The sequence below is a fragment of the Pseudomonadota bacterium genome (assembly GCA_023229365.1).
Classification (GTDB): Bacteria; Myxococcota_A; Polyangia; order JAAYKL01; family JAAYKL01; genus JALNZK01.
On record JALNZK010000118.1, the window covers coordinates 1 to 16455 of the forward strand.

Below are 16455 nucleotides of genomic sequence, written 5' to 3' on the forward strand. Positions count from 1 at the left end.
ATCTAATGTTCAAGATACCCATCACTGAAAACACAGTACTAGATTTAGGTTGCGGAGACAAGCGACTTAGTAAAATGTATCCACATAAGAAGGTGGTTACAGTTGATGCCTTCCCTGCATGTAACCCTGATCATGTACTTAATATTGGTACTGATAAGCTTCCATTTGAGGACAAATCATTTGATGTAGTTGTCATGTCTGATGTTCTTGAGCATATTTCACGTATCCATGGTGTCTTTGCTTTGAGTGAAGCTCAGCGCGTAACTAAACTCAAACTGATTGTTATTACACCCACAAAATGGGATTGTAATAATCGTTATTTCAATGATCGAAACTTTCCAGAATATTTTCAAAATAGTTTCAATCTCCATCGTTCTATTTATGCAGTAACTGATTTCTCTGGATGGAAAGTAGTATTAAATGACCCTAAATATCTGTGGGTAGAATGGAGTCCGAAATGATAACTTATAGTATTTGTTTCCCATATTGTTTAAGGCTTAATCTCTTAAAGAATACTTTAGAGTCATTTCGTGAACAATATTCTTATAGGCGGGATTTTGAAATCTGTATTGCAGAAGACCCAAATAATGCTAAGGAACATGAACAGTTCCTTAACCTGATTAAGGAATATCCTGACTTATCTATTACCACTAAAATAGGGGCGCATCGAGGTATTTGTTATCTTTGGAATCTATCCGTAGAGATTTCGCATGGTAAGTATATCATAATCACCTCGCCAGAAGTAAAACACGAATGTGACATCCTGCAGTATCTTGATGATGCCTTTAGCCAATTACCCCAATCTTATCAAGTAATTGCTGTTCAAAATATTAATGCTAGTGGTAACCACATATCTTGGTATCAACATTCAAAGTTGCATAATAGACAATTGCATTTTTGTGCCGCGATGAGCCGTGAAAACTGGACAAAATTAGGAGGCATGGATGTAGATTTTGACTCTGGAATCTGCTATGACGATGATATGTTTTTGTATAATATAAAGAAAGCAGGCATACAGATAGTTTGTACTGATACTATATGGGCAAGTCATCAAGAGCACTCTCATCTTAATTGGGATACTAGACGCAGTATATTAGTTGCTAAGAATAAACAACTTTTTCAAAGGAAAACTAAGCATGTCTAACTCGATGCAACACTGGAATGAAAATCAAGTATGTGTCATAGATACTGAAACTACAGGAACAAACCCACTTCTGAATGAAATTGTACAAATTTGTATTTTGCCTCTAGACTCGAACCTCGATCCTCGTAAAGATGTTATCCCTTTCTATGTAACAATCAAGCCTGAGTCTCCTGAGTACTGGAACCCAGAAGCAAAAGAACTGAATAGGGAACTCTTTATCAAGGCTATGGCTTCTGGACATGATTCTGAAAAGGTAAAGGATCTTTTGCGTGACTGGGTAAAGAAACTTAAATTACCCTTAACTAAGTGGGGTACACCTCATAGGATTATCCCATTAGGACACAATTTTGCTTTTGATCGTTCATTTCTTATGAAATGGCTAGGTGATCAATATGAGGAATTTTTCGATGGTAGGTATCGTGATACTATGACTGCTGCACTCTATCTAAATGATAGGGCGGGATTCCATGCAAATAAAGTTGAGTATGCTAAGGTCAACCTTAGGTACTTGTGTTCAACACTTAAAATCGATATGGGTAGCAGAGCACATGATGCTCTTGCTGATTGTCTCTCGACTGCACAAGTCTATAAAGCCCTCTGCAGGCAAGGACTACTTGGATGAAATTCAAGATTCCCATGTACAATGCAACAGTACATATTGTTATTGCAAATGATATAGTCAAAGCAAGAAAAAAGTATGATAAACTCTTAGAACCCTGCGAAATAGAACACTACTCTGCATTATTCTCTAGCAATGGTAATCTATTTGCTTTGTTCTTTTCGCCAAAGCGGCTTACACATGAACTAATCGGCCATGAAATATGCCACCTTGTCATGGGCATCCTAGACTGGAACAATATCAAAACAATGACTACTAAAGATGATGAACATACTGCAATCTTAACGGGTCATGTTGCAAAGAAAGTATATAAGTTACTGAAAGGATACAAGATAACATGAATGATGAAATCAAACAAATTCTAGATGATTGGAACCAGGCTAATGTTAACCGTAGCCGGGTTATATCTGATAGAGAGGCTAATATGTTCTTAGGCCCAATAACTCTTGAAGATCATCTAGCCTTAGCCCAGGCTGATATTGCTTCACTCAGGAGTACTATGACTCAATTGTTGAATTGTTTATCCTAAAGACAATAATGCCCGTAGCCTTATGATCAGGTTACGGGCATTATTGTCTTTAGGCTACATGTTTCTTAGGCCATCGAAACTCGGAAGGGAGTCCTTTCACATCTTTAAGAATGATTTGTTTATGCTTGGCAAATCGTTCCACTCGGCCTCCACGTGTGCTTTTATAACCAATACATTTAGCATAGTCAAATGCTCCTACTTTCATCGAAGCATCACATCCATAGAAAACAATCTTATTACTACCCAATGTTCTTGCTAAGGCAATGGCACATCGAACAGTTAATGTAGCCTCTTGTAGTCTTAATGCAAATGGTGAAAATACAAATAACCTGTCACCCAGTCCTTTGTTAGTATAAAAGTTCTTAGCCTGTGTAGATACTATCATCGTACCTCGTTTCGGTAGACAAGAATCTTTGATACCTACATCTTGCTGCATGACAAATAAGGGATTACTTATATTAAGTGTTTCGATCTTATGTATGGACTCATTTAAGCAAATGATTGGAGTCTCGGAATCAGGAAAATCGTCTTCAACTAATTCATCAAGTGATGGACCCTTACCAATAATATATACCTCTTTATGATTAAAGAAAGGCTTTAATATTATAAAGAATGAAGTTGCTTGCATAGGTATCCAACGAAATTGTTTACCAACTCTAATAAACTGTAAATCAAGAATTGCAGCAGTTTCTCTCTTGCACCTTGCTAAGAAGAATGAGCCATCAGCTAACCATCGAATCTTGACACCACCATAAGTTCCCTTTATCTCTTCTTTAGACACAGATTTCAAGGCCTCTTTACCATTTATAAGATTTTTAAATCTTCTACTTGCTTGATTCTGCTGTATATAAATATCGCTTGTATTATCATCCCTTCCTAACATCTTTACATAACCCAATGGAATATTATCAACCTTGAAACCTAATTCTTTAATAACTTGCTGTAAAACTTTTTGGTCCCATATACCAGGCGAAAGTTGTTGCCTATCAAGCCAAGCAAAAATCAATCTTCTAGTTTCATCTGTATTTTTGAGAAAAATAGTCCCAGATAATAATTCTTTACCTCTATATAAATGCACTCCAATATTACCCTCAAGCACATATTTTAATGGCTTAATAACCACGGCATCTGCGTCAAGATAAAGTAAATCTTCAGTTGGAAACTTGTCTAACATATCTCGAATAAATTCAGGCTTAATAGCACAATTTTCTACCCAAGAGCCTCGATTCTCCTTACCTTGAATAAAGTAAGGTATATCAAACTTAATTAGACTTGCTTCAAGATTCTTGACTTCTGATTCATAAGGTGTATCTTTAGTGTAAAAGGCTATGACTCTAAACATTCTTTGCACTCCAATCTTAGTACAACCTTATTTTTCTTCAGGCAAAAGTTCATTGGCTTTTTACAGCATAGATGACCTGTTGACTTATTGTTTTTGTTAATTAATCTTTGCTCTCTATGATTACAAGGGCTGAGAATCGGTTGAAGAATAAATGGATTATTATTATAAGGCTCATAACCTTCTCTAATTGGTGGATTACCTCTTACCGGATAATGAATTAGCCCTTCGGATGTTATGTGCATTTTTCCATTCCTTTCGGGCCCTTGCCAATAGGTAGCTTATTCTACTAGATAACTGATCTTCATAGCACTGATTCTGTAACCACCAATTCAGATACTTGTTTCTTGCTACCTGATTAATAGTTAATTCACTTGTGTCTAATTCATCTAACCTTGATATTTCGTTAAATATACCTTTTTTATTAAATCTCTCTATTCCCATGGCAAATACTTTGGCATTACCCAGTATTAATTCATTACTTATAGAAGAATTAACAATAATATTGTATTCAGCAAACTTCATAAGACTATGATTCTGTAGAGGTTGCCTCCTATCATGGTATATTACATCAGAATATTTTATTCTGCTAATACCGGCTGGGCCAACTTTAACAATTAACCTAAACGGTGTTTTAATTTGACTAATTAATTCATCCCAGCTTCCTTTGATTCTTGATAAATTAGTACCCCATTGTACCCAGAATACTACATAGGGTTCATTTATAATCCTTTCAGCCTTTGCTATGTTCTCTTGAAAAACTTGTGCATATTTCTTTAATCTTATATCCTGTTTACTCCAATCCAAGATTCCAGATACTTGTGGCCAGTCTTTATTAATAAGTTCATTACCATCCAAATCACGATACTCTAGTATGAAAGTATTATTATGATCCAAATACCCTCTATCAATATACATAGGTACCATTAAATGCTCATGGCACCAAGAATCCTGATCCTTAATCCTTCTTGTATAAAATAGACCACCATGTTCTTCCCAACGACAAGTAGCTGCAAACCCCTCTTCCATCTCACCATATTTAATAGACCAATCTTTTACCTTAAGTAACTGTCTCCCAGTTTTTGTAAACAAGATATTTCGATTCTGCGGTTCTTGGCATTCACAATTAATAGATCGACATTCACTTGATATGCGATTGGGATTTAGACACTTACCTTTGCTACAGCATTTCTTTTCTGAAGGTATGAACCAGTTACAGATTCTTTGATCGAATAACTTAATATATATTGGATGGAACCGTCTCGGGTCTATTTGATCCCTTATATATTCCTTAGGATGCTCCTTAGTATATACCTGAGAGATAAGATCACCATTTGGCATAGCTACTAGTTTCATATTTTATTTGTAAAATCCCATTCGACTACGGCGAAGATGACATCAATTTGGAAACCGCTACCACTACTGCGTCTTTCGCCGTCATATGTTTCAGTCGGGCTTGCTCCCCAAGATGGTGCAGTGTCAGCTAGTACAGTACCGGCCACGGTTGCATCACTGGTTTCTGCAAAGGTGCGAATGATGCCATACTCATTTTCGTCTGGGACGGATTGTCCGTTTTTCCCAAACACGCGCACGTCCTTAGTGGGGTCATACGTCCAGTTGACATATCCCGACCCGTTGGGATTTGGCGTCCAAGGCAACGCCATCACCGACTTGCCAACAATTTTGACGGTGTGTGCCACATCAGTTGTCAGCGCAGAGAGAGAGACGGACCCAGTGTATAGTTCCTCGCTGGCTGTATATTCTTTTAGTTCTTCCCCTCCATTGTCTCCCCAGACTATCGACAAACCCGTCGCGCTCTTGCAGTATCCCCAACTTGACCCCGTTGTAAAGTCAGCTAAAGCGTATTCTGTTTCAGCGGCGCTCTTAGCATTAGCAAGAGATGATTCATGGTGCCCACTTTCGCCGTGCTTCTGATCGCTTTGATCTGCAAATGCAACAGCGCGTCTAGTCATAGTCATAGCCCAAACTAATGCACATAGTTCATCTTCATCAGTCGCTGAATTAGCATATGTACTTGTTAACCAGGTAGGTTGACTTTCACCACCAGCATATGTATCATCAATAAAAGCACCAGAAGCACCTGTACAAAGTGCATTAACATATGCCTTTAATTGATCAAGTGTATATTCTGTACTTCCCGTTATATTTATAAATTTAGCTGTATTAGTTGGATCACCAGAGTCCCATGCAGTTGTAATTCCAAAAGCCTGTTGGCGTTCTTTAATATCCTTTAAACACATGTAATAAGGACTAGGAGTCGGAGTCGGAGTCGGAGTCGGAGTCGGAGTCGGAGGAATATGACAAGAAATGACCAGATGGCCATTAGCCTTCTTTAATAAATGACCTGTTGTATTTGCTTTTTTTATATGTGCCATTAGTCGCAGTCCTCAGGAATCTCGAGTTCGACCCTAGTCTCACCACTCAATTCAAGAAACTTACCTTCAGAATCAATCTTTAATGACCTAATAAAACCATACAATTTTGCATCACCCGCATCCCAATAACCGACTCTCGTCATGAAATGTAGTAGTAATCCCTTATCATCATCACCTATTCTTACACTACTACCATCTGCAGTTTCATTACCTTCAGTAGTAACCCCAATTACATTATAATTTTCCTCAGGATCATCAGCAATACTAATATCTCCCGAATAACCCTCTTTACCACTTACTGCATCATTCCCATAGATTTTATGTATAGTATCTGTAGTACCATTATCAATAGTTATCGTTCCTGACCAACCCCCAGATCCATCAGTATGCACATGTGTCGGGGAAATTGTGTCGGCAGCGTCTCCGCCGGTTAATACCAAATCAATTTGGGAGCTTACTGGTCCTGTCAAAACCACATTGAAAGCAACACCACGCTCTGCTGAGGTAGGACAAGATGTAAAATCAATACCATCCACAGTTACGATAGTGAATCCATTACTATTACCATCTTTATAAATTTCAGCATTCTCTATGGGTATAACACTAAAACTTCCTGTATCTTGGCCTGCTCCACCAGTTATTTGTACAGAAGTTGAAGACCAGAAGCCATCTACTAAATAAACAGTAGTCAAATTATCATTATCACTTGAGTCACTACTCTGGAAAATGATACTAGCACCTATCGACTTACTCTGTCTATGGCCAAATTCATCCTGTAATTCGATGACTAATCCAAAATTTACACCTCTTGTAACAGTACTCGCTGAAGTTCTAACTACAAGTCTATACCACTTAGTATCCTTTTCAACTTCGTCAATTGCTTCAATTTTATTGCAGTATACTGGTGTATAATCAATTTCATCAAGACCCACACTTGGGTCTGTTGGGCAATTATCTGAGCCTATCGAATAATATGTTGCATCTTGTGTTAATGCACCTGCTTGACAATTTAATTGACACACAAGATTAACTTCAGGTAAACTCAATCCAGCAGATAATACATCGCCCAGTAAATCATTAGTTAATATACCTGCGATATCAAATGTGATTGTGTCATATACTTCTAGTTTTAATGCGGAAAGAATACATTTACATGTTAATTTGCGCCAAATATGGCCATAACGATACCCCCAAAAATCAGATGAAATCTTTACAAGGGATTCAATGTTATAAATGAAAAAATCGTATTCTTGTTTCTTTTCTCCAAATCTATCAATAGAAGTCTGGTCCTTATAAACATACTCGCGTATAGTTTCATCATGCCCTGTATAATCTGATTTCCAGTTTGCTGTAAAATATGTTACAAGTTCTTCAATAGTTGTAAATCCCAAAGAAATAGATTTCAAAATAATGTTATCATTATTCAAAGTCAAGTCTGAACTGGGTGTGACAGACAAATACTTCAAGAAGACAATACCATTCCGTAAATACATAGCACATCTAGCTTGCCAAGCGATCTCACTACAAGTCTCAATAGCACTCTTCTTATCAAACAATGCAAAATTACAAGGATAATCTGGTACCAAGTTATGTACAACCAAAAATGAAGCTGCATCCACAGAATAATCAGTATAAGTCTCAATAAGGTATTGTATTATATCTGCTACATTCTGGCCTACTGAAGATACTACTGAAACATATAAGTCTGACTCAAACCCTAATGCTTCTAGTTTATCATCCAAAAATACAGTAAAATCAGCTATATCTACTTTATTGAATGTTATTGTTGTACAACTATTCCCCTCGATAGTTGTTGATAAATTAATAGTATACCAACTACTTGGAATTGGCATCAATTTACGATCAGATTTTTCACAGTCATCTAAAAAAGGTTCATCACGATAAGCCAATACTTCTAAAATATCTGTAGAATCCATCCCATTTACAACAAATACATCTGAATAGCCAGAATTATACAAAACTGAACAACCAATAATCCGTGACCAAGCATCCTTACCTATCAAGGAATATGAACTTATATCTATTACATTCCCTAATAAGTCAACTGAATAGATCATCGGCCGATAATAACCTTGACTCCAACTAGTTCTAGGAGCACCTGCTACTTCTTCGATATCAGAATCTTCATCAATTAGTACAGTAGTAACAGTGTTAATTCGTCTAAATGGTGTAGCAAAATGACAACGATCACCAACTTGCTTAGTACAATAATTCACATAATCATAAGTGCCATCATTAACCAAAACAAATTTCCCAACTAAGTCCTTAGTAGCATCATCGATCCATAATACTGAGGGGTTATATTGATAGTCTCCTACTTCTCTAGCTATACAGTTAATTGGTGCACCAAAATAATCATCATTTTTACTACTAAATGTAAATGTATTACCTGTAAAAGACCCAGTACACTTAATACCATTAATATATATTGTAATGGTTGTATCTTGTGGAAAATCTGATCCACCTTCAACAATCATAGTTGTTGATGCATATGTTACATTAGTCTGTAATTCTCCCTTAGTAGTTTTCCTTAGTCTTACAGCAGGCACACGTAATGGTTTGCCAAAGCATAAGGGCCACATTTTACCTATTGTATCTTTTGATATACCTGGTATATCCGTTTCACTAGGAGCAAATCCGATTTCACCATCCAATTGAGAGGATTCAATACTAAATGATAATGTTCGTTCACCCTCACTCCAAATTATATCACCAGATAATTTACCCTTCATAAGCACATTTGATTCATCAATATCCTCGGCTGTTGCATAACATTGATAGACTGTGCATACTGTTCCTTCTAATATAATAGAATCACTAAGTGTCTTAAGATCGCCAGTAGTATCATTTAGCGTAACACTGATATTAGAAACGTCACCTTGATTATTTTCTTTGTTTACATTTGATAAATTACTAATACTCAAAATATTCCCGACAACTGATTCCAATCCCCAACTAATAGTCCTTTCACCATAATATGCAATATTACTAACGTCCCAATCGACCTTCAAAACGATTATAGGCTCAGTAGCATACTGAGTAGTTACACTAGCACTAAGTGATCTCATGTAGCACTTCCCTCAAATTGAATCGTAACAGTATGTAATACTTGGTCAATTACACTAGACGTAGAAGGAGTCTGACCCGTTCTCAGGTTAGTTGTGGCAAGTTCATATGTTGACATTAATAACACTCCTGTAAAAGTCAAATCGTTAAGGCCAGTAATAACAACTTGTTCACTATCTGTGTCCTCAAGAAATTGTAAGAAATTACCGACGTCACTTGGTTCTAATTTACTAAATTTTAATAACAAACTTCTATAATTGGGCATTACTTTATAAGAGTAAGTTTTTCCACTCATGGTCATAGTATACTTTGTATTTAACTTAATCCTCTCTGAATCTCCGAAATCCATATTAGGCAAAGTAATGTTACCAGATGCACCAGTTATAGTAATACTCATTCTACATCCTCCATAAGTTCAATAGTAACCTCTACCCAATCTGTAGCAACTGTTACAAATTCAGGCTCATCAGTTACAAGAAAACCTTCTCTAGAAACACCGATATGGTCAATCCAAGTAATCTTAGTTCCTGCAGTTGTTATAAGTTTTTGTTTAAATGACTCAACTAAGGAACCTGTTGTACCAACCTGACAATCATGAATCAGAAACTTATAAAGGAATGTTTTGATAGTAGGCCATCCTGCACTTTTGTATATAGATAGAAATCGACCTGCTCGAATAATATTATTTAGACTAATACGCCTAGTATCTTCAAACTGAGGATTAGGCAAAGCTAAAGAAGAGTAAGTAAACATCTTTTAATGAAGGACGACTGTCCCTCTCCTTACTTCACGACGTAATAATTTACCAATTTTGACCACGTCGATATGCTCATTTCCAGAACTATTCATGGAAATATTAAAGTCACCATTGATGCTCGTTACTGGTCCACCTGATGCAAAGTGACGAGGACCAGCATTCATAGCTACTAATTGACTATAAAATCTTCTACTTGCATTTGCATTAACAACAAATTCACCGGGAGTTAGTAATGCTTTTACAGAATCTGTTCCATGTGTCATTCCACCAAAAGCTCGTGGACTAATAGTTGAAGCACTAGAATCAACAGGGAGTCTATTTTGTAATCCCGAGAGCCGGGAGTCCATGTTATTAAGTAATATATCCATTTCCTTTACCATTACCATGAACTTATCTAAAGCAGTATTGGCTGCATTTGCATATCTTGACTGAAGATCTCCAATACGCACCATATTTCTTTCTTCTCGTTTTATTTCATCTTCCATCGTTTCTTGATCTTTAAGATTTGTCATAAATCCACTTGAGAATATTTGTTTAATCTGTTTTAACTCTGACAAATAGTCTGACATTACCTTTAAAGCTTCTGGACTTACAGGAGCACCAGGTTCATTTAATTTGGATGTAATATTTTCAGTATCTGAGATTAATTGATTAACACGTGTTAATACATTAATTGAATCTTTACTTGAACTCGTTTTAGTAAATGTATCAATAGCGTCACCAAGCATTTTGGACTCTTCTGTGAATTGAGACATATAATCAAGTCCCATATTTACTAGATAATCGTATTTGTTTAAATATGTACTAGGTATACCACTCAAGGCTAATCTAGCTGTATTACCAAGAACTAGTTTGACTTCCTCATTTGATTGAGTTACTTGATTAAGAAGAGTAGTCATACCTTTTATTTTCGATTCTGACTCCTGACGATCCTGTTCAGTAGTCCGTAAGTTTTTCTGATCTTCTCTACTTCTCATTTCCTCAAGTAAAATATCATTGATACCTGTTTTCATCTTATCAGTTGTAACAGTCTTTCCTGAAAGTTCTTGGTATCTCTCAATAAGCCTAATTTGTTCTTCCAAGTCTTTTCTTACTGTTGCATCATCCTTCTCACCTAAAACAGATTTCAAGTTAAATTTCTTGATACTCTGGATAGTATTTTCAATGTCATTTTTCTTAAATTCAGCCTCTTGTGTCTTGGCTTCCAAAATAACATTATCTATTACTTGTACATTCTGAGCTTCTTTAAGTAACCTATTTTGTTCCTCATATGCTTTATTTACCCTTTTTACACAGTCTAGATATGTCAATACATGTTGTTCTTTGCGTTTTAACTTAATCTCAATTTCTTCTTCTTCTTGTTTGTGCTTGAGTACTAATTCATTGTATTGTCCACGTAATTTTATTTCATCCTCAGCAATTTTCCGAAGTTCTTTCTTGCCTGACTTACTATGCTTAAATTGTACATCTTCTTTTTCAGCCTGTAGTTGATACCATCTTGCTTCCATTGTCTGTTTATCGTTACGATACTCAGCTTCCTTATTAGCTCTGCGTCTTAATAAGTCTTCTGTAGCCCTAGCATTTCGTTCATTTTCTTTACGAATTTGTGTTGAATACTGGTAGACTTGTTTCTCGAATTCAATGATTTCATCACTTACTTCTAGTGCTCTATCAAGATTCTCAGAACTATATAATTCTACTTGTTCTGATTTCAATTCTTCAATATGCTCTAACAACACCTTTAATTTATCCTGTGGTGTTTCTTGTTCATTTGAGAACCAATCATACATCAATTTATCTTTGTTAATATCCGAACTAATCATCTTATTATCTAGCTTCTCAGCCATACTTTTAGCATCGCTTGCTCTCTTCTTTGTATCATTAATGCTTGCATTTAGCACAGTCATCATATTATCATGTTCAGTTTCAATTAATTTAAAACTTTCAAGGTAATTGTCAGTATACCCCTTTAACATTTTATTTGACTCTAAGGTTAACTCAGTAACTACATTATTAATTCTATTTGAATATTCAGCTAACCCACTACTGATTCCCAATGCCATCTTATTAACTTCTTCTGCATGTGCTTTAGACATGTCCTTAAAGGCTTCTTGCCAATTATCCGTAAACTCTTGTGCAGCCATTATGTTATATCTATTAAATTCCATAACTGTCTTATACATTGAGAATAATCCAGATAATATTATCGCAAATGGGTGCCCTTGAGCAAGACGATAAGCTGCAAAAGTACCCAATCCCGCCATTAAGGGAACTAGTCCTGCAACTGTAGTAGTTAACCCTTTTAATAGTCTATCAAGGCCACCAACCTGTTCTGATAAACTCACTACATAACCAAGTGCCTCTGACCCGAGTTCAGTACGAAAATAATTCTTTACTTTTTCAATCTCAATCTGGATCTTACGGCCTGAACTTTCCATAGCCAGACTAACAGCATTTCTATAGTACTCTGTGCCATGCCCGATATCATACCAACTTTGTTTATAAGTTTCTAATGCACTGCCTGTCAAAGCAACAGCACCTGCAATACCTCTTACACGAGGAATCAATGCACTTAACTCTGAAGAATAACCTTGGGTCCTAGTTCTCAAAGCTTCAAAAGTGCCAACAAGGCCATAAGACGCTAACATCTGTTCACCAGAAGCAACACCCATTTCCTTAAAGAATCTTGTCATTTCTTCAGTAGGTCTTAATAATGCAGTAAATATACCACGGATTTGTGTAAATGTCTCAGAAGCTTTCATACCACGAATAGTAAGAGTGGCAACTAATGCACCTAATTCCTCAAGCGTGATTCCCAACTGTTCAGCAGGAACAACTAATTGTCCCATATTTGCCATCTCTTCACCACGAATACGTCCAACTTCAATAGTCTTAAAGAATATCGAAGAAATTCTCTCAGAGTCCGCAACAGATAATCCATATGCATTAATAGCCGTAGAAAGTAAATTTACAGCATCCTTAGTAGTTGTAACAGCTGTTACAGCAAACTTACTAGCTTCTTCCATAAATTTAAAGGTTTCAGTACCTTTCACAACTTGATTTGATATAGCTTCATAACCACCTGCAATCTGATCTAATAAATCAATACCATATTTATTAGATACATTTGTAAATCCCTTCAGCCATTGAGGATTAGTTAATTGATCTGCCTGAGAAATAGTCCTAACTTCTGCTATTCTTTTCTGTACTTCAATAGCATATAAGGCACCCGCTTGTAATTCACGAATAAATGCAGAAATAGATTGATGTGCTAATTGCACAGCTACAAGTTTTAGTGCAAGCTGCCAGGAAACACTAAATTCCGTAATCTTCTTTTTTGCATCATTGGCACCTTTACCTATAATATCAAATGTTTTTGCAAAATTACTATCCATGCCTGCATATACAGAAGCGAGTTTCTGTAATTGTGTATATACTTCCTGTGTCTCTTTATTCATAGCTCCCATTGGCGATCTAGTCACCATAGACTTCCACATATTATTCAATTGAATCATACTAACACCATTATTAGTCATAGTCTGTGCAAGTTGGTTTTGTGCAACTTGCAATTTGGTATAATCAGCAAAACTTGATTTACCTATTACACTTTTATCAAAGCCTAATTCGGCCCCTATACCAACCATATTTGTTTGGGCCAACCGCTGTACAGCTAATTTCTTTTCATTTTCTATACGTAAGGATCTTTCTGCTAATATTTCTTCTCTAATCAAGCTAGCAGAGTGCTTAGATTTCTGTTCTTTTGCAGCTTCAGCTGATCTTATTGCAGCAGTGCCCAGTCGTATTTCATCAGCTAATCTTTTTTCATCATTAATTTCTTTTTCTTTATAAGCAGCATTCTTAGTACTATTTATATCCGTGTCCCTAGTTCTATACATCACATTTTCTTGTTCACGCTGACGTATTGCTGCATCATATGCATTATTGCGTATACTCTGAGCTTGATTCTGTATTTCAGCAGTCGCAGCTTTTTCTTTATTATTGATTGTATCCCAAGTTCTCACTACTTGTTGAAGAGCAGTATATACTTCTTTCACACCTTGATTCATTGGCCCCATAGCCGTATTACTAGACATACTTGCAAGCATACCACGTACATCATCCATATATATCTTATTTTTAGCCATAGACTGTGCAAGATTCTGAGAGGCCTGTTGATAGTTTCCAAAGTCTTGTGTATTTGCCCTTCCTAAGGTAGACTCATCTACGCCAATAAGACCACCCATCCGTGGAACATTACGTTGAAATCTCCTTTCCTCATTATGTAATTCAATTATTGCAGCTTTCAGTCTATTTGTTGCTGCTACATTAGAATCCATTACTGTTGAAACAGATAAATCACCTTTAACCATCTTAAATGTAGCTGATAATGTTTCCATATCCTGATTCATTACTTTAATAGTAGCAGATGCATCCGATACACGCAACTTCATTATTGAGAAAATTTCATTATATTTATTTAATTCAGTCAATAGTTCTTGTGCATTGATTTTTGTGCCTTTCATAGACACACCAACCATCATCAATGCATCCCGAACCTTGTTCATATTATTTGTGTCTGGTGTTGCCATTAGACCCTCACTGAACCTGTTTCAAAGAATTTTGATGCAGATTCGTTAACAATCATTGGTAACAAATTATCGATTTCATTATTAAAGGCTGCATTAGCTTGTGGCAAAGCATTCCAAGCTGAACCATAAGTATAACCCATTTCATGTAGATACCATTGATAAACATTAATTTTGAATTCAAACTTGAAAACCCAATTACTTATATCTCCAAAATCTAATATATAGCAGTGATCACCTTCTCTAATACCATGTGATATTGATCTATATCCTTCACGATGCCACGTACCAGACATATCTGTCCAACCCTTTAATACATTTCCAATAGCTTGGAATCTATCTTCTGATACCTTTGCTCTATAAGCAGTCATCATTCTTACTTCCCTTGCTAAGGGTATTAATGATGCCCTAGACATACCACTTAATACATGAACTAAATTATATTGTGCAATTTCATTCAAAAAAGCCTGTACCCCACTTGCCCACATCTTTTTGAGATTCTCATAGGTTTCTTTTCTAATTTTAGGTTCCTTATCAAAAAATTCTTCTGATAAGCCTAGGTCTGCGTATGTAAACACTTTATATCTCCAGATTACCGAGACTCTAGTTACACCTAGTGACCCTTTCGGAGTCTCGGTAATCTCTTTACCTTATTTCGTAATTTGTTATAAGTCATAGAAGATACCTTCTTGACTCTACTTAAAGACCATTGTTTATGAGTTTTTCTTACGCTTCGTCTAATCCGAAGATAAACTCGTGGCATGTTAAAAAGTCCTTGCTTCAGCATCTTCCACATCACGTATTTGTGACCATGCAATAAGTTGGGCTTGATTCCAAATGTTATTAGATTCCCATTCATTCTTTATTTCTGGTGGTGTTATATTCATTCGTTCGCATGCTTTCCAAATAGCATACTTCTCTGTACGAGAAGGCGGCATGATCATTTTTCTTGTGTTACCGCCTGACCAGCTAAAAAAGACTTCGTAGCCTCATCAATCATTGTCTGATTCATTCCGTTAGCTTCAATGATAATCCCAATGATACGGTTAATTTCCATCGGAGTAAATCCTGCTTCAGTCAATTCCTCTGTCCACAATCCCCAAGTGGACTTATCCTCAATCTTTACACGTTCCCATGTAAGTTTCTCAGTAGCCGAAAGGGATTCAAGAAACATCCAATCCCTTTTCAAATTTAAATATGCGTCGAAAGCTTCTGAGTACTTTGCATCTTTAAAATTAGGCTTAGCTTCTGTTTCTCCTTTCATAGTCACCAATGGAGGTACGGGTTGTTGGATAAGTGATTCAAAAGCTTTATAGTCCAATACCGCTTTTGCCTTAAAAACGACATTGCCATCTTGGCGAGGGATAACAAGAACCCGAACCTGTGGACCAAGTACTCTAGTTCCGATCTTCATCTTAAGTCCCTTTCTTCCTCCCTCGGCTTCCACCGAGGGAGGTGTTTACTAACTTCAGGTACCAAGAGAACGAGTCACTTCTTTGATATTACACTTACCCGTAGTAGAAATAGTTGCTGCCTTAAGATCATGATCCATAGTTTCCCAACGGAAATCGGCTAATGTATAATTCATGTTTGAACCACAATCGGGTGCAAGAGCCACAACAATGTCACATGCAAATGGCCTACAAGTGTCAGGGTCACTAGAGGTAGAATCAGTACCAGTACCCTTGATTGCATCTTCCAAGTTAGCCACACCTGTAGAAGTCATGATCTCCCACATGGCATCCAATTTCACATCGACAGGCTGTTCATCTCCTTTCTTAACATCATCAAGTTCCCCACGATCTAACACATAAGTCATGGGATTGTGTTCTGTCCAGGTGATATTACCCTCACCTACTTTGATAGTAACACCATTTACAGTAACTGTAGCATCCTTCAAGTCTACAGAGGCGTAGACAGGATGCCAAATTGCGTACAAAGGATTCATGCTTCTAACTCCATTTTGTAGTGACCTTCCACTGTTGCTTGAATCAATTC

14 protein-coding genes are annotated in these 16455 nt (G+C 36.6%); 4 read left to right on the plus strand and 10 right to left on the minus strand.

The window, feature by feature from the left end; genetic code table 11:
• The 4 genes from M0R80_26230 to M0R80_26245 form a co-directional block, all read left to right on the plus strand.
• Window positions 1-461 (plus strand): class I SAM-dependent methyltransferase (locus M0R80_26230; protein MCK9463136.1); only part of this gene is annotated, 461 nt, incomplete at its 5' end.
• The gene (locus M0R80_26235) at window positions 458-1144 is read left to right on the plus strand and encodes a hypothetical protein (protein MCK9463137.1); all 687 of its coding nucleotides are present in this window, start codon (window positions 458-460) and stop codon (window positions 1142-1144) included. The genes M0R80_26230 and M0R80_26235, both read left to right, overlap by 4 nt.
• Window positions 1137-1766 carry a 3'-5' exonuclease gene (locus M0R80_26240; GenBank protein MCK9463138.1) on the plus strand — a complete coding sequence of 210 codons (630 nt, stop codon included), beginning with the start codon at window positions 1137-1139 and terminating at the stop codon, window positions 1764-1766. Before M0R80_26235 ends, M0R80_26240 begins: the two co-directional genes overlap by 8 nt.
• Window positions 1763-2104 carry a hypothetical protein gene (locus tag M0R80_26245; protein MCK9463139.1) on the plus strand — a complete coding sequence of 114 codons (342 nt, stop codon included), beginning with the start codon at window positions 1763-1765 and terminating at the stop codon, window positions 2102-2104. Before M0R80_26240 ends, M0R80_26245 begins: the two co-directional genes overlap by 4 nt.
• 237 nt (window positions 2105-2341) lie before the next feature.
• Here M0R80_26245 and M0R80_26250 read toward each other — a convergent pair whose 3' ends face one another.
• From M0R80_26250 to M0R80_26295, 10 genes are all read right to left on the minus strand, one after another.
• Window positions 2342-3634 (minus strand): glycosyltransferase family 77 protein, encoded by a 1293-nt coding sequence (locus M0R80_26250; GenBank protein MCK9463140.1) that lies wholly within the window; start codon window positions 3632-3634, stop codon window positions 2342-2344.
• A gap of 195 nt (window positions 3635-3829) precedes the next feature.
• The gene (locus M0R80_26255) at window positions 3830-4723 is read right to left on the minus strand and encodes a hypothetical protein (protein MCK9463141.1); all 894 of its coding nucleotides are present in this window, start codon (window positions 4721-4723) and stop codon (window positions 3830-3832) included.
• A gap of 260 nt (window positions 4724-4983) precedes the next feature.
• Complete coding sequence (locus tag M0R80_26260; GenBank protein ID MCK9463142.1) at window positions 4984-6027, minus strand: hypothetical protein; 1044 nt, start codon at window positions 6025-6027, stop codon at window positions 4984-4986.
• Window positions 6027-9116 (minus strand): hypothetical protein, encoded by a 3090-nt coding sequence (locus M0R80_26265; GenBank protein MCK9463143.1) that lies wholly within the window; start codon window positions 9114-9116, stop codon window positions 6027-6029. Before M0R80_26265 ends, M0R80_26260 begins: the two co-directional genes overlap by 1 nt.
• Window positions 9113-9511, minus strand: coding sequence for a hypothetical protein (locus M0R80_26270; protein MCK9463144.1), 399 nt, complete (start codon window positions 9509-9511; stop codon window positions 9113-9115). Before M0R80_26270 ends, M0R80_26265 begins: the two co-directional genes overlap by 4 nt.
• Entirely contained in the window at window positions 9508-9867 is a 360-nt protein-coding gene (locus tag M0R80_26275) for a hypothetical protein (GenBank protein ID MCK9463145.1), read from the minus strand. Before M0R80_26275 ends, M0R80_26270 begins: the two co-directional genes overlap by 4 nt.
• 3 nt (window positions 9868-9870) lie before the next feature.
• Window positions 9871-14460 carry a phage tail tape measure protein gene (locus tag M0R80_26280; GenBank protein ID MCK9463146.1) on the minus strand — a complete coding sequence of 1530 codons (4590 nt, stop codon included), beginning with the start codon at window positions 14458-14460 and terminating at the stop codon, window positions 9871-9873.
• Window positions 14460-15035 (minus strand): hypothetical protein, encoded by a 576-nt coding sequence (locus M0R80_26285; GenBank protein MCK9463147.1) that lies wholly within the window; start codon window positions 15033-15035, stop codon window positions 14460-14462. The genes M0R80_26280 and M0R80_26285 overlap by 1 nt, the downstream gene beginning before the upstream one ends.
• A 362-nt stretch (window positions 15036-15397) precedes the next feature.
• Window positions 15398-15871, minus strand: a complete 474-nt coding sequence (locus M0R80_26290) for a hypothetical protein (GenBank protein ID MCK9463148.1) — start codon at window positions 15869-15871, stop codon at window positions 15398-15400.
• Window positions 15872-15925: 54 nt separating this feature from the next.
• Window positions 15926-16455, minus strand: a 530-nt coding sequence (locus M0R80_26295; GenBank protein MCK9463149.1) for a hypothetical protein, incomplete at its 5' end; no start/stop codon positions are given.